Annotated in this window: 20 protein-coding genes; 14 read left to right on the forward strand and 6 right to left on the reverse strand. The window is 39.4% G+C overall.

Annotated features, from left to right (window positions below):
• Positions 1-95: 95 nt before the first annotated feature.
• Positions 96-2495 (reverse strand): GumC family protein, encoded by a 2400-nt coding sequence (locus B2V92_RS21170; RefSeq protein ID WP_293311997.1) that lies wholly within the window; start codon positions 2493-2495, stop codon positions 96-98.
• Between the two features lie 263 nt (positions 2496-2758).
• Positions 2759-3532, reverse strand: a complete 774-nt coding sequence (locus B2V92_RS21175; RefSeq protein WP_293311998.1) for a polysaccharide biosynthesis/export family protein — start codon at positions 3530-3532, stop codon at positions 2759-2761.
• Positions 3533-5173: 1641 nt separating this feature from the next.
• On the opposite strand from B2V92_RS21175, the gene B2V92_RS21180 reads away from it, so the two are divergent.
• The 4 genes from B2V92_RS21180 (at position 5174) to gap (ending at position 9438) form a co-directional block, all read left to right on the forward strand.
• Complete coding sequence (locus B2V92_RS21180) at positions 5174-5659, forward strand: hypothetical protein (protein ID WP_293311999.1); 486 nt, start codon at positions 5174-5176, stop codon at positions 5657-5659.
• 730 nt (positions 5660-6389) lie between these two features.
• Positions 6390-7130, forward strand: coding sequence for a glycosyltransferase family 2 protein (locus tag B2V92_RS21185; RefSeq protein ID WP_293312000.1), 741 nt, complete (start codon positions 6390-6392; stop codon positions 7128-7130).
• Between the two features lie 104 nt (positions 7131-7234).
• Positions 7235-8323 (forward strand): MraY family glycosyltransferase, encoded by a 1089-nt coding sequence (locus tag B2V92_RS21190; protein ID WP_293312001.1) that lies wholly within the window; start codon positions 7235-7237, stop codon positions 8321-8323.
• Positions 8324-8442: 119 nt separating this feature from the next.
• Positions 8443-9438, forward strand: coding sequence for a type I glyceraldehyde-3-phosphate dehydrogenase (gene gap, locus B2V92_RS21195; RefSeq protein ID WP_293312002.1), 996 nt, complete (start codon positions 8443-8445; stop codon positions 9436-9438).
• Here the strand turns inward: gap and B2V92_RS21200 are convergent.
• Positions 9428-9829 (reverse strand): DoxX family protein, encoded by a 402-nt coding sequence (locus tag B2V92_RS21200; protein WP_293312003.1) that lies wholly within the window; start codon positions 9827-9829, stop codon positions 9428-9430. The two genes, gap and B2V92_RS21200, sit on opposite strands and share 11 nt — an antisense overlap.
• Before the next feature lie 146 nt (positions 9830-9975).
• Here B2V92_RS21200 and B2V92_RS21205 point away from each other — a divergent pair, with 146 nt between their 5' ends.
• From B2V92_RS21205 to B2V92_RS21215, 3 genes are all read left to right on the forward strand, one after another.
• Positions 9976-11364 carry a sulfatase-like hydrolase/transferase gene (locus B2V92_RS21205; RefSeq protein ID WP_293312004.1) on the forward strand — a complete coding sequence of 463 codons (1389 nt, stop codon included), beginning with the start codon at positions 9976-9978 and terminating at the stop codon, positions 11362-11364.
• A gap of 148 nt (positions 11365-11512) precedes the next feature.
• The gene (locus B2V92_RS21210) at positions 11513-11950 is read left to right on the forward strand and encodes a GNAT family N-acetyltransferase (RefSeq protein WP_293312005.1); all 438 of its coding nucleotides are present in this window, start codon (positions 11513-11515) and stop codon (positions 11948-11950) included.
• A gap of 5 nt (positions 11951-11955) precedes the next feature.
• The gene (locus B2V92_RS21215) at positions 11956-13149 is read left to right on the forward strand and encodes a phosphoglycerate kinase (protein WP_293312006.1); all 1194 of its coding nucleotides are present in this window, start codon (positions 11956-11958) and stop codon (positions 13147-13149) included.
• A gap of 261 nt (positions 13150-13410) precedes the next feature.
• Here the strand turns inward: B2V92_RS21215 and B2V92_RS21220 are convergent, their stop codons facing one another.
• Complete coding sequence (locus B2V92_RS21220; protein ID WP_293312007.1) at positions 13411-14982, reverse strand: PepSY-associated TM helix domain-containing protein; 1572 nt, start codon at positions 14980-14982, stop codon at positions 13411-13413.
• A 208-nt stretch (positions 14983-15190) separates the two neighbouring features.
• On the opposite strand from B2V92_RS21220, the gene B2V92_RS21225 reads away from it, so the two are divergent.
• Positions 15191-15421 (forward strand): hypothetical protein, encoded by a 231-nt coding sequence (locus B2V92_RS21225; RefSeq protein WP_293312008.1) that lies wholly within the window; start codon positions 15191-15193, stop codon positions 15419-15421.
• A 75-nt stretch (positions 15422-15496) separates the two neighbouring features.
• On the opposite strand, the gene B2V92_RS21230 is transcribed toward B2V92_RS21225, so the two are convergent.
• Together B2V92_RS21230 and B2V92_RS21235 are read right to left on the reverse strand one after the other, a co-directional pair.
• Positions 15497-16303 carry a PKD domain-containing protein gene (locus B2V92_RS21230; protein ID WP_293312009.1) on the reverse strand — a complete coding sequence of 269 codons (807 nt, stop codon included), beginning with the start codon at positions 16301-16303 and terminating at the stop codon, positions 15497-15499.
• Positions 16304-16413: 110 nt separating this feature from the next.
• Positions 16414-18450, reverse strand: a complete 2037-nt coding sequence (locus B2V92_RS21235; protein WP_293312010.1) for a beta-N-acetylhexosaminidase — start codon at positions 18448-18450, stop codon at positions 16414-16416.
• A 441-nt stretch (positions 18451-18891) separates the two neighbouring features.
• Here B2V92_RS21235 and mraZ point away from each other — a divergent pair, with 441 nt between their 5' ends.
• From mraZ to mraY, 6 genes are all read left to right on the forward strand, one after another.
• Positions 18892-19359, forward strand: a complete 468-nt coding sequence (gene mraZ / locus B2V92_RS21240; RefSeq protein WP_124560861.1) for a division/cell wall cluster transcriptional repressor MraZ — start codon at positions 18892-18894, stop codon at positions 19357-19359.
• Positions 19349-20254 carry a 16S rRNA (cytosine(1402)-N(4))-methyltransferase RsmH gene (gene rsmH, locus B2V92_RS21245; protein WP_293312011.1) on the forward strand — a complete coding sequence of 302 codons (906 nt, stop codon included), beginning with the start codon at positions 19349-19351 and terminating at the stop codon, positions 20252-20254. Before mraZ ends, rsmH begins: the two co-directional genes overlap by 11 nt.
• On the forward strand, positions 20251-20673 hold the full coding sequence (locus tag B2V92_RS21250; RefSeq protein ID WP_293312012.1) for an FtsL-like putative cell division protein: 423 nt from the start codon (positions 20251-20253) through the stop codon (positions 20671-20673). The genes rsmH and B2V92_RS21250 overlap by 4 nt, the downstream gene beginning before the upstream one ends.
• Positions 20663-22765, forward strand: coding sequence for a penicillin-binding protein (locus B2V92_RS21255; protein ID WP_293312013.1), 2103 nt, complete (start codon positions 20663-20665; stop codon positions 22763-22765). Before B2V92_RS21250 ends, B2V92_RS21255 begins: the two co-directional genes overlap by 11 nt.
• Positions 22766-22914: 149 nt before the next feature.
• A complete protein-coding gene (locus B2V92_RS21260; RefSeq protein ID WP_293312014.1) occupies positions 22915-24372 on the forward strand; it encodes a UDP-N-acetylmuramoyl-L-alanyl-D-glutamate--2,6-diaminopimelate ligase in 1458 nt (485 codons plus the stop codon).
• On the forward strand, positions 24372-25619 hold the full coding sequence (gene mraY / locus B2V92_RS21265) for a phospho-N-acetylmuramoyl-pentapeptide-transferase (protein ID WP_293312015.1): 1248 nt from the start codon (positions 24372-24374) through the stop codon (positions 25617-25619). The genes B2V92_RS21260 and mraY overlap by 1 nt, the downstream gene beginning before the upstream one ends.
• The last annotated feature ends 95 nt before the right edge of the window (positions 25620-25714 follow it).

The following is a 25714-nucleotide window of genomic DNA, read 5'->3' on the forward strand; positions in this document are numbered from 1 at the left end:
AAAGTACTCAATAAATGGTAATTTGTAGTTGGATTAATGCTTTTATTATTGCTATTTGTCAAATGTTTGCAACTATCTTAACCCTGTTATCTTTTCTATTTCTTTTTCCAAAACATCCACCATTTACGGTTTTCATCCTCGTAATAGCCCGATCCCGAATATCCCGAATAATCAGAGTAGTAGTAAGTACTGTTCCAACCACCACGGCTATAATCAGTGGTATAATAATTAGAGTAAAGGGCATCGTCTCCAAAAGCGTTTAAAATAATGGCCAGATTACTCAAGCCATATTCCCTTGATAAGCGCTCAGGGATATTGGCTGCTTTTTGCTGGGATACGCCAGAACGGATCACAAATAAATTTACATCCGATGAACGGATTAACGGTATGGCATCCGAAACCAAGCCAACTGGAGCGGTATCTACCAGGACATAATCGTAAAGGCCCTCCAGTTTTTTTAATAGTTCTTTCATGGCCTCGGTATGCAATAATTCTGACGGATTTGGTGGAACCGGACCTGAAGGAATAAAATCGATGTGATGTACTTCATCATGGATCATAGCCTCTTCAAATGTTACCTGACCGGATAATATAGAGCTGAGGCCTTTTTTGTTGTCGCTACCAAAAGCTTTATGCAATTTCGATTTACGTAAGTCGGCTGCAATTAAAATTACCCGTTTTTCTATCAGCGCAAGGGTGCTGGCCAGGTTAATGGTTACAAACGATTTTCCTTCACCAGATATTTCTGAAGTAACGCAAATAACCTTACTTTCTTTATGGCTTGCCAAAAAGCTTAGGTTGGTACGCACAGAACGTACAGATTCGGCAAATACCGATTTCGGTCTCGACAATGATAAGGCCTGCCTGCTATCCTGATCAATAAAGTCGGGAAATTTACGGATAACGCCTATAATTGGCGTATGTGTAAGCCCCTCTACCGTTTCCTTATCATAAATATAAGGGTTTAAAAAGCGTACCAACAGAATTAAGCCAAAACCCGAAGCTAAGCCTAACATTAACGCCATGCTATAAATCTTATTACTGTTGGGCGAGATGGCATAATAAGAAGGGTATGCTGGGTTAACGATTGATGCACCGGGTACAATTGCGGCCGCATTCATTTCTGCTTCTAATTTTTTTTCAGATAAATAGGAACGTACTTTATTGTTGACTTCGAAATTGGTTTGAAGTTTTACAAAGTTTTGCTCCTTTACCGGGATGGTACCTATGCTTTGGTTTACACCGGCAATCTGAGCGTCTACGTACCTTATTGTGGCTTCATTGTTTTTCCGCATGCCCGAAATGCTATTGCGGATGCTCGACTTAACATTGGCAATCTGTTGTTCTATCTGTTTAACGGGTTGAGATTCGGGGGTAAATTGAGTGAGTTTTGCCTCCCTGTTTATTAATAGGGCGTTTAGTTGGGTAACCAGTGTGCCCAAACCGGTACTGAGTTCGCCTTCTAAATCGACACCAATTTCAACTTTGCTGCGGTTGTTGTTAATCTGATCTTCTAATTGTTTTATACCTAATAACTTCAGGTTGAGCCCTGTCTTTTGTTTTTCAAAATCGGCAAGCTTTCCTACTGTCATGGTAGTAGAAGAACCCATATCCAAGATCTTGTTTCTGGTTTTATAATCTGCTAGGGTACTACCTGATTTACCTGCCTGTGTATCAATAAAGCCCAATTGGTTATCAATAAAATCTACCGTTTGCCTAGCCGATCTTCTTCTTTGGATTACATCATATTTAACATATTCTTTCATGATGGCATTTAAGATATCGGCAGCAAAAACCGCATTACCGTCTGTCTGGCTTAGCCCCATTACATTAGTGAAACGTGCTGCTTCGCCTATGTTGAGCCCGCCCATTGCCCGCCCTATAAAATCTTCCTTACTGTTAAACTTGAATTGATAAATACTTTTTAAGGGAACTTTATCTTTGATGCGGAAAACCATGTTCCCCATATTGATATCCTGGCCATAACGATAGGTGAATTTTTGATCTTTATTATCTGCAACAGAGAGTTCAAAATGTTGCTCGTCAAGCCCACTTACAGCATAAAGGGAGCGGGAGAAGTTAACGCTATCCTGCTTGATGATTTCGATTACAAAAGGAACATCCGGATACAGTTCAGTTGTACGTATACGTCCTTTTAGGTAGTAACTGATCTTATAATCAAGTGTTTTAACTGCATTCAAAATTACCTCGTTACTACGTATCGTAAAACTTTCGGCCTGTATCTTATCCGTGTAACTATAGTTTTGCATCGGCATCTGTCCACTTGTGCTTACCGAAGGGTTACTATCCTCTAACTTTAATGATGCCCCGGTTTGGAAAACCGGAGGTGTGTACCAAAGGTAAAGCTTGGCTATGCAAAGTGCTATGATAACGGTACCGGCAATCCAATACCAGCGACTTAAAAATACCTTGAAAATCTTATAAAAATCAATACTTTGGCTAACAGCCTTTTTCTCTTGCCCTAACTCTGTCAATGTATGTTGTTTTTAACGTTTGGTGCCTTTATAATTAATTTATAAAGATAACCCCAATTTTTTAAAAGAAATTATTTTTATTGTGAATGTGGCTCACTTTTGTTTGATGAAAATCAACGATTTATTACATTAATTAACAATAGACATCATTTTATTTAGGGTTATACAATTTGATAGTTGCCTGGTGCCGTAGCTTTGTATTAGTTGCGCTATAGTTGGTAAAATGCCGGGTTAATAATCTTCTAAAGATTAAACAAAAACAGCTATCTGGTTAGGGTAAATATCAGTACACCCAGGTTTACTACAACTAAAAGTGGCTGTAATATATTGTTAATACTCTGTAGTCTGTCGCTCGTTGCCGAACTCTTTGTTGGTTGGAGCACAATAATATCGTGGTTCTGTAATATCAGTTTTTTGCTTGCCAAACTGTTAATATCGTTTAAATTAACATAAATAATCTCAGGGTTCGCCCGGTCGCCCCTAATAATTTTTAGGGTTTTAGGATCTGCTGTTTTGGTAATGCCACCGGCATCTCCGATGATATCGATAAGGGTTGTATTTTCTTTTTCGATGAAAAAATTGCCCTGTTTGTTAAATTCGCCCAACAGCGTAACTTTTAAGTTAACCACGCTCAGCTCAATAATTGGATCTTTTAACAGTTTGGTTTTGTAGAGGTTCTGTATTTTTGCTGCTGCATCTCTACGGGTAAGCCCCTCTACCGGAACTTTCCCTATAGCCGGTAAATTAACTGTTCCATCTAATTCTACAGGATAGGATAGTACATTTTGGATGCTGCCACTGCTTGCATTTTGATTTGTACTACTTGTGGCTGTGCTGCTATTGGCCTGATTTGTTGTAGCCCCAAACTCGAAATTTTGTACGTTCCGGATAGCCAATTGATCATTCACTTTTATTTTATAATATCCATCACTAATGCCCTGGTCGTTTACCACATAAACCTGTTTAATAGTATCGGTAACAATATCGCTGGGAGCATTAAATAGTGTGCGTTGCTTACGTACCGAGCAGCTTGACAAAATCAAACAAAAAAAAATGAGGTATAAAGCAAATGAAGAGGAATATTTATAAGGGATCATAATCTTAAAGATACGTTTATGCGACTAAACTTCCACACATATCTTTTGCAAAAATACGTTTTCTAAACACTTAAAAAAATAACATATTTTATTGTGATCCTTCTAATATTTATCTATGCAGGCATAACATGTTGAGTATTATTACCATATGGGAAATATTGTATTTTTTTTAAAAATGCCTCTGATAACCAAATCGATATAGCTTGTATGATTTAGTTTGTTAAAAAAAATATACAGCGTGATAATTATCAATAATCATATTTTTTGTAATCATATGCTTACATATTTGAGCTGTTTTTGTTTGGCTTTGACGCCTGACAGGTAGTTATATATGATGAAAAGAGTAATTTGGTTAGTGTTAATTTTATTCGGACTTTGCAGCAAATCTTTTGCCCAAAGCTACACAGGGTGTTTGTATAATGGTGATATTTACACTGACACAAGTATTGGCAATCCGTCGCCAACCAATTATTCTTTTTATGGTAATTCATACAGTGTTGGAGCCAGATGTAACAACGGTACGGTTGTAAATTGTAGGGTTTATTACTTGTGTTTTGGCACTTGTTATTATAATGGGATTAAAAGTACTTTTAGCGTTGCTAATTGCCCTATTGACAACTGGTTATGGATGTTGATATTTCCAGTAAGTTTTTTGAGTATTAATTCTATTCGTAGAAAGTATGCCATATCAATGTTTTCGTAGTTAACTATTTCTTTTTTTATACCAAAATTAAAAGGTTCGTTGTTTGTAGATTTATTTTTATATACTCATAAATAAGTACATAAAAGTATAATTTTGTATGATAAAGTAGTTTTTTTAGTATAAATAGATTTATCCTGTTAATTTTGTTCATCGGTAGTCGTCCCCCGGTGAGTCATTCATGAAGTTAAAGGTATATCTTATATTCCTCGTAAGTTGTTTTTATACTAATTTTTGTGTTGCAGATGTTGGTTGTTTATCAGATTTCTCAGATTTTATTTATATTAACAGGACAACAGGAACCGGACCAAATGGAGGTCCCCAATATTCTCATGTGTCTGAATCAAGCAGAATAATCAGGAGCTCGGTTTACTGTGTCAAATATACAACAACTTCGCCTTCGCCTTGCTATATTAATTCAACAAGGACGAATTATCAGTCTGCTACTGGTACATTGGTGAATTTCTTCTACGTAAATTGCCCTTTGGATGATCATTTAGGATACCTCTTTCCTTTTATATTGATTAGCGGCTTTTTTTTAACAAGAAATAAATTCCTTATTGGATAATGATTATTTAATTGTTCATTTTGTTCATGATAATTATCAACTGATTTTATTGCGGATTTTCCTCAAATAATTCTTTAAAAGGAAAAGCTTTATTTTTTTTATGTTCCTTTAAACCACTGTATAAGTTGTTTTTTTTAAAACCATTGATTTATATCAATGGTTTTTGTTGTTTTAGAGCCTTTTAACCTATCATCAAATTCACGTCATAGAAAAAACAAAACTCCAAACTCCTAATAAATGATTGTATTTATTTTACAATTTTTGTGCGAAATAGTAGTATAAATACTACTAAATAATATTAAGTCGTCTATTTATGAGTTTTTTTAAAATAGCATTAGCGGTGTGGCTAATGCTAATTTGTAGCATTTGCTATGGTGATGTGCCTAATGAAGGTTGTGATACAGGCAACACAATTTATACCGAATATTTAGGTTACGCTCAAACACCCAATGGTTCTTTCATGCGTTACTATAAGAAAACAGGGGCAGTTGTTGTTAGGAATTATAATAGTCCTTACGTTTGTGGTGGTCTGAATGATTTTTATGTTCCTACTGGCCGGATTTATGATCCTGTAAATTCGATAACTTACAATAGTTGTGTTACTTCTAATTCTCTAGGTGGAGCTTTGATAAATGATGGTGGTGCTTATATAAAATTTACGTATAAGAAAAGCGAGTATTGCGGTACCACACCAAACAATCTGCCAGTTGACGATGGGTTATGGGGGGTAATGGCTTTTTCTAGCATAGCAGTTGTATTTATGATGTATCGTACAAAACAAATTACTTTATTTTTGTAAAAAAGTTCAAAATAATTACAGATAGTTTAGAGTAAACAGAAAATTTTATGTGTTAATTACCTTACAAAGGTTCTATATAAATAACGCGATACAACTTGCGAGGAGATTAAAAGCGGGATGAATAGTTATATTTATCATAAATACTTGAACAAAACGAACGTAGACTTTAGTTTGTAAAGGCGGTAACTTAGTGTATCAATATTAAGATGATACATGAAGGCTGTTAAGCTAATACTATTATTCCTCCTTTTTTTTAATGCAATTGGTAAGGCTCAAACCGGTTGTTTAATTGCTGGTAGGGTGTATCACCCACAAATTGGTACCGCAGTATTAACTTTACCTCTAGGTTTGCTAATACCTGTTTATGATGTGAACCAGTCATATTCTACCTCTGTAGGTAGCTGCCCGGGGTGGGTAACTACTGGTCCTCCAGGGCAGAGATGTGGGAATGGAACAGCGCCATTAGGTATTGTGATATTGGGAAATAGTAATGGAGTAGAAGTAACCTATAGTTCGATAATCAATTGCAACCTCGACGACTACTCATGGCCCCTCGCCACTGCCGCAGGCCTCCTCGGCATTTTCGTCATCAGAAGAAGAAATAAACTATAACTCATCAATTTTATGGTATTTAAAAGTTAATTGTTCAGGTTAGTATTTCAATTCTCTATCTTTACCACAGTTTTTTTATCCCTAATCCCAAAAAGCCAAAGAATCCCGTTTGGTCATCATGAAAATATCCCTAATCACCGTAGTTTATAATGGTGAAGCATTTCTGCAGGAATGTTTTAACTCCATAATAGCGCAGAACCATCCTGATATAGAGTATCTGGTAATTGATGGTGGATCTACCGATAAAACATTGGACATTATTAATCAAAACCGATCGCACATTGATTATTTTGTTTCAGAGAAAGATAAGGGGCTTTACGATGCAATTAATAAAGGTATCCGGCAATCAACCGGAGAAATAGTTGGGATTTTAAATGCCGATGATATGCTGGCCAGTGCCGATATATTAGGCAAGGTAGCCTCGGCTTTTTCAGCTAATCCAGCAATTGATGGAATTTACGGCGATCTGGATTATATTCATCCAACAAATTATAAAGTAATAAGGAAATGGCGGTCTAAGCAAACAACTTACCACGACCTTAAAAAAGGATGGATGCCGGCACACCCAACTTTATACCTAAAAAGAGAACTTTTTGATCAATATGGCACTTATGCTCTGGATTTGGGAACGGCAGCCGATTACGAATTAATATTGCGTTATTTTTATACCCATAAAATCAGAGCGGAATATTTACCCATGCTGATGGTAAATATGCGCATTGGAGGGCTTAGCAACCAGTCTTTTAATAGCAGAATATCTGCTTTAATCAATGATTATAAAGCTTTGAAAAGAAATAATATACCCAATGCAATGTTGGTTTTACTTAAGAAAAAGCTAAGTAAACTTAATCAGTTTTAGGCTGTTTGACTGCGCTGAGCTTGATTTATGTCATGTTAAACATTTGTTGCGCCAACTTAGTTTGTTTTACTATAGCTATATTTGCCTTAAGTCTGAGAAAAAACGTGTTAGAGCATATCCTGCATACCAATCCCATCTATTTTTACATTGCCATTTTTATTTTGGCTTTTTCTATGGTGATTATCAGTATTCCGAGTGTAATATTTACCTCTTTAAAATACGGGCTTTTTGATAAGAACGACCTCTATCGCAAAAATCATAAACGCAACATTTCGCGTTTGGGCGGCTTGGCTATTGTTGGTAGTTTTATCATCAGTATATTGCTTTTTTCATCGATCATCAATTTTAAAGAAGCCAATTTTGTGATCGCCTCCTGCATGATCCTGGCTGCATTGGGTTTAAAAGACGATGTTTACGGTACCAATACGAGTACTAAATTTGTTCTTCAGATTATTGTTGCCTTTATTCTTGTTTTTTTTGGTGCTTTCTGCTTAACCAGCTTATATGGCGTACTGGGTATCGGTAACATGCCGCCATTGTGGGGCGGTCTTTTTTCTATCGCACTGATCATTTTTTTGAACAATGCTTTTAACCTGATCGATGGAATAGATGGATTGGCAGGAGGAATTGGAATTTTTACCAGTTTAACTTTTGGCGTACTGTTTTCGCTGATGGGCCAGATTCCTTATGCTTTTATCGCTTTTGCACTGGCCGGGGCTATCGGTGGGTTTTTGAAATACAACTGGTTTCCCGCCAAAATATTTATGGGCGATACAGGCGCTTTGATCATAGGATTGATTTCTGCCGCGCTGGCCATTAAATTTATTGAGCTTAATAAGTTTACTGGTAAAAACCATCCGGCCTTTTATTCAGCACCGGCAATTGCTGTATCGATTTTAATTGTGCCCATATTCGATTCTTTAAGGGTTTTTACAGTAAGGATACTTAAAGGCCATTCGCCGTTTAAGGGCGACCGGAACCACATCCACCATCGTTTAGAAAGAATTGGTTTAACACCAAGTTGGATCGTTGGTGCCACCCTGGGTTTTAACCTGCTGATTTTGGCTGCCACTATTTTACTCCAGGAAATGGGAAATTTTGTGTTGATTTTATTTATTATCGGCATCTGTATAATCTTTAACAGCACACTTACACTTGCCCTGCGAAGGAAATCAAAAAGCAGTAATAATTAGTGCTCTTAAAGCTGTTTTTTGTGTTTTAACGCACTTTTATCATGCCTTTTCCATCTTATATCATAAGCGTTCTGCTTTCATAAATAAATACTAATTTTGCGCTCTAATTTTTATATACAATGAGGCTGGCAATAAATGGTTTTGGTAGAATAGGAAGAACATTTTTACGTTTGGCATTGGCCGAAGGTTTCGAAGTAGTTGCCATCAACGATCTGGCAGATGCAAAAACGATGGCCCATTTGTTTAAGTACGATACCGTACACGGTGTATATGCCGGTGGGGTTTCGGCCAAACCCGATGCACTGGTTATCGACCAGCTTTCTATCCCGGTATTTGCCATTAAAGAGGCAGACGAATTACCATGGTCGGCCCTGAGGGTTGATGTAGTGGTTGATTGTACCGGCAAAAACCTAACCAGGCAGGCCGCCGAAAAACACATTACCTCAGGCGCAAAACAGGTGCTTATTTCTGCCCCTGCTGCAGATGATATCCCAATGGTGGTATTGGGCGTTAACGATGATCAGATTGATCTGAAAAGCCCGATTTTATCAAACGCAAGCTGCACTACCAACAATATTGCACCAATGATTAAAATCCTAAACGATAATTGGGGGGTAGAAGAGGGATATATCACTACCATACACTCTATGACGGGCGATCAGAACCTGCACGATGCCAACCATAAAGATCTGCGCAGGGCAAGAGCGGCTTCCTCATCCATTATTCCAACCACAACAGGAGCTGCTAAAGCAATAACACATATTTTTCCTGAACTTGATGGCCGTTTAGGTGGAGCAGGTATCAGGGTTCCGGTTTTAAACGGATCGTTAACCGATTTTACCTGTTTGTTAAAAAAGAAAACAACCATTCAGGAAATTAACGCGGCATTTAAAGAGGCTGCCGAAAACGACCTTAAAAACCTGATTGAGTATACCGAAGATCCAATTGTTTCTATCGATATCATAGATAATCCACATTCGTGCATATTCGATTCATTGCTAACTTCAATTGTTGGCGATCTGGTTAAGGTAGTGGGCTGGTACGATAACGAGTATGGTTACAGCAGCCGTTTAATCGATGTAGTAAGAAAAATCGAAGCACTTTCTATAGATTAATTTTAGATTTTTGGGTCGATTTTAATGCCCAGTATACCAGTACGGGTTGAAAAAACAGACGTAAAAAACGTCTGCCATCTGTATTAAGTCCAAATGCGCTGCGTTTATGGGTAAATTGTGCAATATTTCCCGGAAATACGCTGATAAATAAGCCGGCAGCAATTTTGCCTACCAAAGCTTCATCTTGTTTGGATGCTGTAATCAATGCTGTACCCAATGCGATTTCGACTAGTCCGGAGTATACAACTGTGTCGTCTTTTTTGAGCGGAACCCAATTGGGCACCTGTGCGCGAAAAGCCTTGCGGGCAAAAGTTAAATGCCCAATTCCGGCAGCAATCAAACCTGCACCCAACAAAATCCTTGCTGCTGTTTTTATGTTTTCTTCTTTCATAACCATATTCAACTTATGGTTCAACAATCAATACGGCCTTCTGTTTAAACTTTGTAATGCTTATGGGGTTATATCTATCCAATTCATTACATTATCGTAAAAGTTAATTCTATAGATTTGGTAGTTTACTGTTTTGATTAAAAAATATGAATAAACCTATTCTTCTCATCGCTTTAAGCTTTTTACTTTCAATACTAGCAGTAAAAGCAGATGCTCAAACCACTAAAAGTTCAGATCCGAAAGCGCCGAATATTATCATTATCCTTACCGATGATATGGGTTATAGCGATGTGGGCGCATTTGGGGGTAAATTTGTTCCCACTCCCAACATTGATAGGATTGCGAAGAACGGTTTAAAGCTTACCCAGTATTATAGTGCGGCGCCGATATGTTCGCCATCGAGGGCAGGGATGCTTACCGGTATGTATCCCGCCAGGTGGAATTTTAGCACTTATCTCGATAATAGAAAACACAATCAGAATGCCCAACAGGCCGATTTTCTTGATCCAACAGCACCTACCATGGCAAAAGTTTTTAAAGCTGCGGGATATGCGACGGGGCATTTCGGCAAATGGCATTTAGGCGGTGGACGTGATGTTAAAAATGCCCCTGGATTTGAACAATATGGCTTTGATGCGCATGCCAGTACATACGAAAGTCCTGACCCTGATCCGGCCATTACCGCTACAGATTGGATATGGTCTGATAAGGACAGCATTAAACGTTGGGACCGCACCAAATATTTTGTGGATAAAACCCTTCAATTTTTAAAACAGCACCCAAATCAGCCCTGCTTTATAAATCTTTGGCCTGATGATGTGCACACCCCATGGGTACCCCGCACAGAAACAGAATATACTGGTAAATTTCCAATGAATCCTGAAGAGGAGGCCGCTTTTAAGCTGGTTTTGAAAGAATATGACCTTCAGATCGGGCGGCTTTTGGATGGATTAAAACAAATGGGTGCCGATAAAAATACCATTATCATCTTCACCAGCGATAATGGTCCTTTGCCGAGTTTCAGGGGGAGCAGGGCCGAAGGTTTAAGGGGATCAAAATTATCCCTTTATGAGGGAGGAACCAGGATGCCGTTTATCATCAGCTGGCCCGGGCACATTATAGAAGACAAAACCGACGATCAATCGGTTGTAAGTGCAGTGGATCTCTTACCTTCACTGGCTAAAATGGCCGGCATTAATCTGTCTTCGGGTTATAACGGAGATGGATTGGACAGGAGCAGGGTTCTGATGGGAAAACCCTCAGCAAGAAATAAGGAGATGTTCTGGGAGTACGGCCGTAACGATATTGCCTTTAAATACCCCAGGCCGATTGATAAGAGCCCTAACCTTGCCATCCGCTCGGGTGAATGGAAACTGTTGATGAACAGTAACGGTAGCGATATCCAGCTTTATAATATCAATAAGGATAAAAAAGAAAGCAACAACCTGGCAGCGGCTGAGCAAAAAACAACAGCAGAATTAAAAAAGAAGTTATTGGCCTGGTGGCAGTCGCTCCCAAAACTTGGAAATAAATAAGTGCTTTAAACAGGATGTTCCTAAAATGTTAGCAATTCTATCCATTATTATTATAGCGTTTCAATTGCTTTGTTAACTTTGCAAACGTTTGCGGCGCACTCTATAGCAATATCCTGAGAACAGGTATGAGCTAACTGATAAAAAAGATATGGTCAAATTTATTCTTCCTGAAGAAGTTCTACCTTTAAGAAGCCTGGTTTTACGCAACGGCAAACCATTCAGCGAATGCGTTTTTGATGGCGATCTGGCTTACGATACCTTTCACCTGGGTTTTTTGAAAGATGGAGAAATAAAATCCATTGCCACATTTATGCGCAATGATTTTTTTCCTGAAGAGGGAGAGGGCTATCAGCTCCGTGGCATGGCTACACATCCCGACGCCGGCGGACAGGGTTATGGTGCCGCACTGGTTACTTTTGCCATCGATTACCTGAAAGAGTACAATACCGATTATTTATGGTGCAATGCCCGCTCAACAGCAGCCGCTTTTTATAAAAAAATCGGTTTTACCACCGAATCACCCGAATTTGATATCCCTGGGATCGGTTTCCACTATGAAATGAAATTAAACTTAAAATCAAAATAATTAACATGAATACTATTGACCAATTCGACTTTAAAGACCAGAAAGCCCTGATCAGGGTTGATTTTAACGTGCCTTTGGATGATGAATTTAAAATTACCGACGACAAAAGAATCAGGGCTGCCTTACCAACCATTTCTAAAATCTTAAAAGATGGTGGTTCGGTGATCTTAATGTCGCACTTGGGCCGTCCGAAAGATGGACCTACCGATAAATATTCTTTAAAACACATCTTAACCGATTTATCTGCTTTAACAGGTGTTGAAGTGAAATTTGCTGATGACTGTATCGGCGAAAGCGCTGTAAAACAGGCTGCAGATTTAAAACCGGGCGAGATTTTACTGTTGGAAAATCTTCGTTTCTATAAGGAAGAAGAAAAAGGTGATGTTGCCTTTGCCGAAAAATTATCAAAATTGGGCGATGTTTATGTTAACGATGCTTTTGGTACTGCACACCGTGCACATGCTTCAACTTCGATTATTGCACAGTTTTTCCCTAATGCGAAATACTTCGGTTATTTAATGGCTTCGGAAGTAGAAAATGCGGAGAAAATTTTAAACCATGCAGAAAGACCTTTTACAGCCATTATGGGCGGTGCCAAAGTATCTGATAAAATTCTTTTGATCGAGAAATTATTGGAGAAAGTGGATAACCTGATCATCGGTGGTGGTATGGCCTATACTTTTGCCAAAGCACAGGGTGGCGAAATCGGTACTTCTTTATTAGAGGCAGATAAGCAGGAACTTTCTTTAGAGCTGATCGAAAAAGCAAAAGCTAAGGGTGTAAACCTGATTTTACCGGTTGATACCGTAATTGCGGATCGTTTTGCCAATGATGCAGATAAAAAAGACGTTACTTCTGGTCAGATTCCTGCAGATTGGATGGGACTTGATATCGGTCCTAAATCAGCTGCTTTATTTCAGGAGGTAATTAAAAACTCTAAAACTTTATTGTGGAACGGTCCAATGGGTGTTTTCGAAATGGAAAGCTTCCAGGTAGGTACCAAAGCAGTTGCTGATGCAGTTGTGGCCGCAACCAAAGATAACGGTGCATTCTCATTGATCGGTGGTGGCGATTCGGCTGCTGCGATTGCTAAATTTGGTTTAGAAGATGAAGTAAGCTATGTTTCTACAGGTGGTGGTGCTTTACTCGAATATATGGAAGGTAAAGAATTACCAGGTGTTAAGGCTATTAATGGCTAAATAATAGCGCTAAATATTAAAAAGGCCTTGCAGACGATGTTTGCAGGGCCTTTGTTGTGATAACCTTAGTTCAATTCTGTTTATTCCAAATGATCGTTTTATAATGCGATCGTCATGCTGAATTTATTTCAGCATCTTTCCAGTCAAATAGACCCTGAAATAAATTCAGGGTGACGACTAAGAATTTAAATATCTGGAATAGATTTCTCCACTTCGTTTCACTCCGGTCGAAATGACGGAACGAGGGAAGTGAATCATTGCCTAAAAAAACTCAAACCCCGTATTCAGCAACACCACATAAACCGCAACATAACATACCAGAAATGCGGTAGACAGTGCAAAATACCGCGTTACTTTATGGCTACCTTTCTTAAATGGCAATAAGAACAGGATATTAAATAATTCTGACAACAAAGCGCATATAAAATTTAGACAGACCATTACACAGCTAAATGCCACTACAAAAACAGCTGGCTGAATAATAATGCCCGAAGGAAGACCATAAAGTGCGCCCATTACAAAACTGATCAATAGGATAATCAACGCATATTTAAAACCTGATTTAAAATTGATGAGGAAATATCTTCCCAATTTAGGTAGCGGTGTTTTAATGATCGCTGGTTTTGTCTCTTTTTCTATTATAATAGCCTCGGCCTGTTCATCAGGCGTTGGTTCTTTTGTTTTACGTTTTTTACCTTTCTTCTGTTTTTTATAACGTGGCCACCAGATAATAAATCCGGTAATGAAAAGTGCTAAAGGAATCAAACCGGCAATAATAGCGATTACCTGTGTAGGTCTGCCACCGAAACTGCCGTAATGGATCGGCGTTAACCAGCTCAAATAAGCATTGCCCACATTCGGGAAATCCTGACGGCTGTTCAATAATGTTTTGGCAGTATATTGATCAACTACGAGCATTTCTCTTTTTCCAACCTTTGGCAGGTTTCCGCTTATCATATCCAGGCGATAAGTACCCATCTTATCTGCAGGGAAAGCGATGCCACCAATATAGGCATTTGGCATTTTCTCTTTTGCAGCGGCAGCGATATCTTTAAGGGGCAAAGGAACAGCCTGCGCGTGCCAGGCAGATTTCGCCCCCAATAATGCTGCAACACCCTGTGGCGATTTTCCGCTCAATATGAATAACAGGGGAATAACCAGCGTAGAAAAGGTGATGGAAAAACCGGTTAAACTTAATATGGCTACAATGGGAGAGGAGTAAAAACCCAACGAATTATGCCAGTCGTAATTCTGCCTTTTAAAGGAGCCGCTAAACCTTACCGTGAGTACCGATTTTAACTGCTTCCATTTCTTGGGGATCCATAAACGCAGACCTGAAATGGTGAGGATTAAGAGGCAGAGTGAGGCCAGACCGCAGATGTACCTGCCGGCAACAGGAATAAGCAGCGTTCTGTGCAGTTCGGTTACCACACGGATAAAAGAACTGGTATATATTCTTTTTCCGCCTATTTTACCGGTATAGGGATTGATAAATACCTGTTCGTCTGTTTTTGCATTAATAATGCTATAAGCCTCGTTCGGGTTTTTTACATCGCCCAGCAGCAGGTATTCTATTTTTAATTTGGGGTAATTCTTTTTGATCAAAGGAACAATCTCCTCAACCGGCATCTTTTGTTGCTGCGCAATCACATCAAACAGATTTGGGTTCAGGGCGCGGTCTATATCGTCCTGAAAAACCAGGATGCTTCCGGTAACACCCACAAAGGCAACAATTGCCCCGGCAATAATGCCAAGATAGAGGTGCCATTTACCAAACCATCTTTTTTGATGTTTTGCCCAGTTTAAGCTTTTGGAATTGTTTTTTGATTTCATTTTTGAGCGTTTTTACCGCCTGCAATTTTTGTAAGAGGATTTTTTATAACTGCAAAGAAATCGTTTTAATTGCATTGATGCAAATTATTTTTAATGAGTCTAAATAAGTTGATGACTTTGTTTTAGCTCAAACCCCAGATCATGATGAAAATAACAAAATGATAAACTTAATTTTGAAGATGCCGCAAAGGTAAATCCGTTTGGGGAAATGCCTTTTGCCGTAATTACCGGAACATCAGTTGTCCTGACAAAGGGTTTTAAGGATGAATCGGTTAAAAAGGAATACCAGGATCTGGTTGCAAAACTACAGGCAGATTTTTTAAAACTTTCTACCAATAGCTGGTTGGTTAAAGCAGAAAAAAGCGGACACATTATCCAGGCGAGCGAGCCTGAAATTGTTGTTGATCAGATTAGAAAAGTGCTGGGTAAAAGAAACTGATATTAAATAGCCATCCACAGGTAGCTGCCAAATTCTTATCATAATGGTATAAAAATTTGGCGGCAAACTGTTTATCTATTCAAAAGCGAAAATAAACTCTATCTGGTTCCCGTTAAATCCGGTGCTAAGATTAAAATAGTTTGATATCATATTTCCCGAATAAGAATAACCTACACCTGATCCCCAGTTGGAAGTAAGCAGGTATTTTTCCTGATTAGCAGAAGCATAAATATGAAAGCCATATTTGCCCTTTTGAAGGGCCTCCATATCGAGGATAATCTTCTCCTTTACCGGTATTTCAATTGGTGCATTTATAGTAGAAACTGTTTGTATGGGGGCAGATTGATAGACGAATTCTCCATTATAATCGCCATTGCTGAAAGAAGGATAGTCATTTATACCTATCTTTTTTATTGCTGCCTGTACATTGGCAACCTGATTAGAAGGCCAGTTTGGAGAAGTTGAAAAATTGCCATTAAAATAAAGGTTTTTTATTCTCACCAGTTTCAGTACACGATCTAACACCTGGACTTTTTTTGATGCGGTTACCACTTCACCAGTGCTTGATGTGGCGGTTAAACTGACGGTATATACCCCCGATTTTGTAAAATATAGCACTGGCGAATCTTTTGAGGAAACAGTGCCATTACCCAGGTCCCATTTTAAGCTGTTGCTGTTTTTTGCAAGACTTGACAATGTAAGCTGTTCGTAAGTTGATATCCTGATCACGGCCGAGCTGTCTATTTGTGTTCTGTTGTAGATATCTATTACATGGTTGATCCCGAAATTTACAGTGGGAACTATTGGGGTTATCTTATCTTTTTTGCACGAGAAAAGGCCTAATCCACTTAATAAAAGTAGGGCGATGTAATTTTTTTTCATTTGTATTTCATAAGGTGTGGATCTAAGTTATCAAAAACTGTTAAGCTTATGTGATAGTTGTATATTATAAAATCGTTAAATTTAATGGTATAGCTGTTAAAGCTCTTTCATTATGGCTCAACCACATTCAGTCTGTCAAAAGGACTTAAATTATAAGTGGAATTTCCGTAGCTATCGGTACCATTAATACCTTTTACACTTGCCCGTAAGGTATATTTTGCTTTTGGGTTATAATTGTTCAACTGTAAATGGTATAAAAAGCTTTTCGTTTTATGTGTTCCCCTAAATTTATCGGCAATTCCAGTATGTTCATCCTGGGCCACAACTTTTCCGTCTTGCAACAATTCAACTTTCCTGATCTCCATAAAATTGGCACCGTTGGTATAATAAAAACCTGCAACAATGCGGCCGTTTGCATAAGTTTTTTTGGTCACCTCCCATTCTATGTTCTGGTAATCATTGCTCAACTGTTCTGGCTTCCATTTACCGGTAATATATCCTCCGGGTTTATAATAATCTATTTTTAAGGCTTCCAAACGGTTCTGATTGATGGCTAGTCGAGCCTTGAAATCGTCGAGATTACGTCCATCCTTTGGTATCCAACCTATTTCGGCAAGCGCCAAAAGCCTCGGGAAATTCTGTACGTTCATGTCTTTCAGCTCTTGGGTAATTGCAGTCCATTGGTTGGCCTGTACACCCAGTACAAATTTACTTTCCTCAGGGCTTAAACCGATTTCGGGCTCATAATTGTATATTTTGTCTATTGAGTTGATATTGCCATACGCCAGATCGCTCATTGTACCGTCATTCCGGTCGGCCTGGGTAATGTCGAAATAAAAAGGATCGGTAGGGGTGGCCACAGCATAAAAGCCATTTTTGGCTGCATCAGTAATGGCTTCGTCACCGAGCCATGACATTATCGCTGTTTCTTTCGTCAGGTTTTTCTTGTCGCTTAAAATATCGTTCCAGCCGATCGGTTTTTTGCCTTTTGATTTAATAATGGCCGATACCCTGCTTGCAAAGTAGCTCTGCAGTTCGTTGGTGTTGTTAAGCGATTTTTCTTTCATAAAAGCCTGCACATGCGGTTCCTTTTCCCATAGTACATGGCGTACCTCATCACCGCCGAAATGGATGTATGAGGCCGGGAATAACTGGGCAAGTTCTGTAAATACCCCGTCCAAAAATGCGTAAACCTTTTCGCTTGTTGGGTCTAAAGTATTCGGTGTAAACTGATTGCCCCAATGCGACCATGAATCTAAAAACGGGAATACATAATCGGGTTTGCGGTTTTGGTTTACGCCCAGTTCAGGGTAGGCCAGGATGGTGGGCCATGAATGTCCGGGAACATCAATTTCGGGAATAACAGTGATATTCCTTGCTGCGGCATATTTTACCAGTTCGCGGATCTGATCCTGTGTATAAAAACCGCTTCTTTCGGCAGGTTGTTTCGAGCTTGAATCAAAAACCGTGGTTTGTGGAGAGGTAAGTTTAGGGTATTTTTTGATTTCGATGCGCCAGCCCTGATCGTCGGTTAAGTGAAGATGGAGTACATTTAATTTGTAAAGCGCCATTACATCCATATACTTCTTCATTACATCAAGGCCATAAAAAGTGCGGCTCACGTCCTGCATATAACCGCGCCAGCTGTAGCGTGGTTTATCGGTAATTTCGCCGCAGGGAATGCTCCAGTTTAATTTTGTTTTGCCCATTTTACCTTCAATCTGCATAGGAAACAGTTGTCTTAAAGTTTGTGTGGCGTTAAAAATGCCCGCGCCTGTTTTGGCATAAACGTGGATGGATTGTGTGCTAATCTTTAATTTATAACCTTCGTTGCCTAAACTATTCAGTGTATCAGAGGTGATAAAAAATATTCCCTGCTTTTCCTGTTTTAGAGCCGCTGTTTTGAAATTGATGCCAGTGCTGCTTTTTAATAAGGTTGTAAATACGCCAATAGGTGCCAGTGCATCTTTGGAGTAATAAATTATGGTATTTGGCTTGAGCTCGAATCTGCCATCGGCCCTGCTTATTGATAATGGTTTTGGGATAATATTGTTCTGCAAGAGGTTGTTTTTATATGTTACCTGTGCGTTGCAGAGTGAACCGGCCATGGTTAAGACCAAAGAAAATTTCAGGAATCTGGTTATCATTTATAGATTTGTGTTGGTTGTTTATCCAAATTAGAGATAAACAACCGATAAAGAAAGACAAAATAACGGTCAAACGTTTGCGTAATCGTTCCTGGATTATTCCATGCTCTCTGCGCTATGCTTTCTTATGGAAAAAGTTAAAAATTGGAAGAAAAGTGGGAGGTTCTCCCACTTTTTAAAAGCTATAAATGAGCGCTTTTGGGCAAAAACCACGAAATTATGGCCGAAAATGGGCTGATGTGATACTTTGTTTGAAATTATTTTAATCACCTAATTATCAGTGTTTAATGGTTTGTGTGTTATGCGGAAAGCTTAATTCTAACTATCTTGTGGAGCCGTTTATGTAACAAAAAGGATGTGGAAAACTTTTTTGTGGTAAAAAGTGGTAAAAAGTGGTAGAACTCTTTACTTTTACACTAGATAAAAAGTGTAGATACCACTATGACCCAACTTTTAGGAGAATTCGATTGTAAACTTGACGCAAAGGGCCGCCTTATGGTACCTGCTGCGCTTAAGAAACAATTGCCTAATGCCGAAAATGATGGGCTCATTATCAACCGTGGTTTCGAGAAAAATCTGGTCATCTATCCTAAAAATGTTTGGGATGCTGTTGTGGCCGATCTTGCCAAGCTTAATATTTACGATCAGGAAAACCGTGCCTTTGTTAGGGCTTTCACTCGTGGCGCAACCGAGCTTTCGCTTGATGCTGCCGGCCGTGTGCTTTTGCCTAAATCGCTTGTAGAGTATGCCGGTATCGGTAGCGATCTGGTGCTGGCCTGTCAGTTGGATCGTATCGAGGTATGGGATAAAAAATCTTACGAAGATATTTTTGATGATGTTCCGGCCAATTTTGCAAGCCTTGCTCAAAAAGTAATGGGCGATAAGAAAGGAGGTGCAGATGGCGAATAATTATCATGTTCCCGTAATGTTGCAGCCCTGCATTGATGGTTTAAATATTAAGCCTGATGGTGTGTATGTGGATGTTACTTTTGGTGGCGGCGGTCACTCGAAAGAAATATTGAAGCATCTTGGTCCCAAAGGTAAACTGATTGCGTTTGATCAGGATCCTGATGCGCAGGCAAATGTTCCGGCTGATGACCGTTTTATTTTTATCGATCAGAATTTTGGTTTCTTAAAAAATAACCTCCGTTTAAAAGGTTTCAGGCAGGTAGATGGTGTCCTGGCTGATCTTGGTGTTTCTTCGCATCAGTTTGATGTGCCGCAACGTGGTTTTTCTATCCGTCATAACGCTGATCTCGATATGCGTATGGATCAACACCGCGATTTAACTGCTGCAGAAATATTGAATACCTATACGGAAGATAAGCTGCATAAAATATTCGGTATTTATGGTGAGGTGAAAAATGCAAAATCATTGGCGCGTGCCATTGTTACTTCGCGTTTGGAGCAGCCTTTTACCGATATCAATAGTTTAAAATCGGCTATCGCATCTTATATCCCGAAAGGAAAGGAGAATAAATACCTGGCGCAGGTTTTCCAGGCGCTGCGTATCGAGGTAAATGCCGAAATCCAGGTGCTGGAAGATTTTTTGCAGCAGGCTGCCGAGGTGTTAAAGCCTGGAGGTCATTTAGTGGTGATGTCGTACCATTCATTGGAAGATAGGCCGGTTAAAAACTTTATGGCTAAAGGAAAATTCCAGGGTGAGGTAGAGAAGGATTTCTTTGGGAACCAGCAAAAGCCATTTAATGTAATTACACGCAAAGCGATTATTGCCACTGATGAGGAGATTGCCCAGAACAACCGGGCCCGCAGTGCGAAACTTAGAATTGCCGAAAAGATATGAACAGGTTTAGGGAAGAGATAGAGGAAGAAGAGATTGGGCCCGAACCAGAGCTGAAAGCTGCGCCCAAACGGCCAAAAACTGCTGAAGAAAAAATGGATAGTAATTCATTCATCAGCAAGCTTTTTAATGATGGACTGGTAACGAAGGAAGCTGCTACTGATGCGCTGCCTTTTTTGTGTTTTCTGGCCTTTTTGGGAATGGTATACATTGCTAACAGCCACTTTGCGGTAAACAATGTTCGCCGTATTGATAAATTAAATAAAGAAGTAAAAGAATTACGATGGGAGTATAAATCGTTAAAGGCCGACCTGATGTTTAAAAGTAAACTAACAGAGGTTGCCAAAAAGGTTGATACCCTTGGGATAAAAGAACTGATTGAACCACCAAAAAAAATAATTGTTAAAAGCGATGAATATTAGGGCAAACATCTTGCTTCGTGTATATCTGGCATTTGGCTTAATTGTGCTTTTTGCTTTCGCGGTGTTTTTACGCCTCGGTCAGGTGCAGTTTGTACAGGGAAAAAAATGGAAAGCTATGGCTGATAGTCTTTCTACTCGGTATGTAAATGTTGAGGCTACCCGTGGCAACATCTATTCTAACGATGGCAGTTTACTGGCTACTTCGGTGCCTGAGTACGAACTGCGTATGGATATGTTTGCAGGTGGTATTGCCGATAATAAAATTTTTGATGAGAAAGTAGATTCGCTAGGTTATAGGCTTTCGCAGCTTTTTAAAGATAAAAGTCCTAAAGAGTATTCGCGTTACCTGCGTTTAGGCCGTCAGGATAGTGCACGTTATTTATTGATCCACCGTAAAGTGGGTTATGCCGATCTTAAAACCGTTAGAACTTTTCCTTTATACAACATTGGTAGGTATAGTGGTGGTTTAATTGCTGTTCAGCAGAACAAACGGATCCGTCCGTTCCAGGCTTTGGCTGCCCGTACCATTGGTTATAAAAACGAAAATGTTAAAAACGGTGTGGGTTTAGAAGGTGCTTACCAGGAGTATATTAATGGTGAAACCGGAAAAAGACTGATGCAGCGTATTGCCGGTGGTGTTTATATCCCGGTTAACGAAGAGGCAGAGGTGGCGCCAAAAGATGGGGCTGATATTATTTCTACCATCGATATCAATATGCAGGATCTGGCCCAGAATGCTTTGGAAAAACAACTGATCAAATCGCAGGCCGATCATGGTACAGTAATAGTGATGGAGGTAGCAACAGGAGAAGTGCGTGCGGTAGCTAATTTTTCTAAAGTAGAAGAGGGTGTTTATAAAGAACAGTTTAATTATGCCATTGCAGGGAACCAGGATCCGGGCTCGACTTTTAAACTGGCTTCTTACATGGCGCTTTTGGAGGATAAGCTGATTGATACCAATACGATGATTGGTACAGGGTATTATCAGATTCCGGGCAAACTGATTACCGATTCGCATCCAAAAATTGAAACCGTTACTGCGAAAAAAGCTTTCGAAACTTCTTCCAATGCTGCAATCGCGAAGCTGATCAATACGCATTATGGTAACGATCCGATAAAATTTACCGATCATTTGTATGATTGGCAACTGAATAAAAAAATGGATCTGCAGATTCCGGGTGAGGCAACGCCGGTGGTTAAAAATCCAAAATCGAACAGAAGCTGGAACAAAAACATGACCCTTCCGCAAATGGCTTACGGTTATGAGATGCAATTAACGCCGTTAAAAATGCTTGTTATGTACAATGCGGTAGCCAACAACGGTAAAATGGTAGCACCAATTTTTGTAAAAGAGATTAGAAGGCTGGGTAACCCGATTGAGCAGTTTAAAGCAAGGGTGGTTAACGATAAAATCTGCTCGGATGTAACCCTGAGCAAAATTAAAAGTATGCTCGAAGGAGTGGTTACCGAAGGTAGTGGTAAACAGATTGTTTATAACCCGTTGTATAAAATTGCCGGTAAAACCGGAACAGCCCAGGTTGCCGATGCGAATAAAGGTTATAAAGGGAAAAAGCAATACCAGGCTTCTTTTGTAGGGTATTTTCCTGCAGATAAACCTAAATACTCAATGATTGTGGTTATTAACGATCCTAAAGGTGCTTATTATGGCGCTACAGTTTCGGGGCCGGTTTTCAGGGAAGTTGCCGATCGTATTTATGCGAGTGATATGCAGATGTACAACGATATGCCAACGCGTTTAGTAGGTAATACAGGTAATCCGCCAACAAAGGCAGGACAGAGTAAGGCTACGCAGAAAGTGTACAGGGCCTTTGGTTTTAAACCGCTGTTTGCTTCAAAATCGGAGTATTACAACATTATAGATACCAGTGCCGGAACAGTTTTTCAGGAGAATAACGAACGTAAAGGTGTAATGCCGAACGTGGCTGGGATGGGCCTTAAAGATGCATTATACCTTTTGGGTAATGCGGGTTTAAAAACAAAGGTTTCAGGCTCAGGGAAAGTAATCAGCCAATCCATTATCGCCGGAACAAAGGTGGGTAAGGGAGCTGGCGTACAAATAGAATTGAATTAAGGTAGATGGTGTAGGGTTTAAGGCTTAAGGTTTTGATACTTCATTCTGAATACTTGATACTAAAAAAATAGTGTATAGAGGTTTAAGGTATAGAGTTTAAGTCTTGATACTAGATATTCACCGCTTGATACTAAAATAATAAGAAAAAAATGCAATTACAGGATTTACTTTATGGCGTAACGATTAAAGAATTGGTTGGTAAAACCGATAGGGAAATCAACGCACTTAATTTCGATTCGCGTAAAGTTGTAAAAGACGATGTTTTCTTTGCTGTAGTTGGAACGCTTGCAGATGGTCATCAGTTTATCGAACAAACCATTAAGCAGGGGGCGGGTGTAATTATCTGCGAAAATCTGCCTGAGATTGACGATTACACGGTTACTTATGTTAAAGTAGAAAATACGTCTGTGGCACTGGGCATTATGGCTGGTAATTATTTTGGAAATCCATCAGCTGATTTAAAACTGATCGGCATTACCGGAACTAACGGAAAAACCACTATCGCTACCATTCTTTTTAAATTATTTAAAGATTTAGGCTATAAAACCGGACTGTTATCAACGGTAGAAAATTATATCAATGATACTGTAGTTACGGCAACACATACCACGCCTAATCCAATTGCATTGAACCAACTTTTACGGCAGATGGTTGATGCAGGTTGCGATTACTGTTTTATGGAAGTGAGTTCTCATGCGATATCACAGCACCGTATAGAAGGCTTAACATTTGCCGGTGGGGTATTTTCAAATATCACACACGATCATTTGGATTTTCATAAAACCTTCGATGCCTATTTAAAAGCTAAAAAGGCCTTTTTTGATGGATTGCCAAAATCTGCATTTGCGTTAACCAATATCGATGATAAAAACGGTATGGTGATGTTGCAGAACACCAAAGCCTATAAAAAAACCTATGCGCTAAAACAACTGGCCGATTTTAAAGCAAAAATTATCGAAAACCAGTTCAGCGGTCTCCATTTGGATATCGATAATGAAGATGTATACTTCAAACTGGTGGGTTCTTTTAATGCTTACAACCTATTGGCGGTTTACGGAACGGCAGTATTGCTTGAGCAGGATAAATTAAAAGTATTGACTCTGTTAAGCCGTTTATCAGGCGCAGAAGGAAGGTTCGATTACATTACTTCTGCGGATAAAATTATCGGTATTGTGGATTACGCACATACTCCGGATGCTGTACAGAATGTGTTAAGTACCATTGCGAATATCCGTAAAGGAACCGAACAGGTAATTACCGTGATCGGTTGTGGTGGCGACCGGGATAAAACCAAACGCCCGATTATGGCACAGGTGGCCTGCGATTGGAGCGATAAAGTAATCCTTACTTCCGATAATCCACGTACAGAAGATCCGCAAACGATCATCAGTGAAATGGAAGCAGGTGTTTCGCCAACCAACAAGCGTAAAACCTTGTCCATTTTGGATAGAAGAGAAGCTATTAAAACAGCGTGTCATTTGGCAAAACCGGGAGATATTATCCTGGTAGCAGGCAAAGGACACGAAAAATACCAGGAAATTAATGGTGTAAGGAACCATTTTGATGATAAAGAAATTTTACTTGAACAACTAAAACCAATCAGCTAATGTTATATTTATTATTCGAATACCTGCATAAGCACTACGATATTCCCGGATTGAGGTTGTTCCAGTACATCACTTTCCGTGCTTCGGTTTCTATTATTCTGTCGCTGATTATTACTACGGTATATGGACGTAGGCTGATTGATTTTTTACATAGAAAACAGGTAGGCGAAACGGTAAGGAATTTAGGTTTAGAGGGCCAGATGCAGAAACAGGGTACGCCTACCATGGGTGGTATTATCATTTTGCTCGGTATCCTCATCCCAACTTTATTATTTGCCAATATTTCCAATATCTATGTTATCCTGATGATCATTACCACCATCTGGATGGGCGCCGTAGGTTTCCTGGACGATTATATCAAGGTTTTCAAAAAGAATAAAGAAGGATTGGCAGGCCGTTTTAAAGTAGTTGGCCAGGTAGGTTTAGGCTTAATTGTTGGCTCTACCATGTACTTTCACCCAAATATTGTGGTAAGGGAAACTGTACAGGACGATGTGAAAAGTACTTCTTCCGTACCCATGGTGTTGCGTCAAAAAGGCGAAACCTTTTATTATACGCAGGATGTAAAATCAACCAAATCGAATATGCCTTTTTATAAGAACAATGAGTTCGACTATGCTAAGGTATTGAAATTTTTGGGTGGCGATTATCAGAAATATGCCTTTTTCATCTTTCTTATTGTAACGGTATTTATCATTACGGCGGTATCGAACGGTGCAAACATTACCGATGGAATTGATGGCCTGGCCACGGGAACTTCGGCAGTGATCGGGATCACCCTTGGTATTTTGGCCTATGTATCGGGTAATACCATTATGGCCGATTACCTCAACATTATGTACATCCCGAACTCTGCGGAGCTGATGATTTTTGCAGGGGCATTTGTGGGATCGTGTGTGGGGTTCCTTTGGTATAACTCTTATCCCGCGCAGATTTTTATGGGCGATACAGGAAGTTTGGCCATTGGGGGCATTATTGCCTCGTTTGCCATCATGATCCGCAAGGAGCTGTTGATCCCTATTTTATGCGGTGTGTTTTTGGTAGAACTCGTGTCGGTAATTATGCAGGTGTCCTACTTTAAGTATACCAAAAAGAAATTTGGCGAAGGACGCAGGATTTTCCTGATGTCGCCTTTGCACCACCACTACCAGAAGAAAGGTTATCATGAAGCCAAAATTGTAACACGTTTCTGGATTATCGGAATCATGCTGGCGATTATGACCATTGTAACACTTAAGCTAAGGTAAAAGGTGTAAGGAAAAAGCTTAAAGACTAAAGTCCAAAGGTTAAACAAGTAAAAAGTAAAACTAAGATGCACTCAGGTGACTTAGGTGGTGAAAAG

Origin of the sequence: Pedobacter sp. UBA5917 (genome assembly GCF_002432345.1) — a bacterium.
Classification (GTDB): Bacteria; Bacteroidota; Bacteroidia; order Sphingobacteriales; family Sphingobacteriaceae; genus Pedobacter.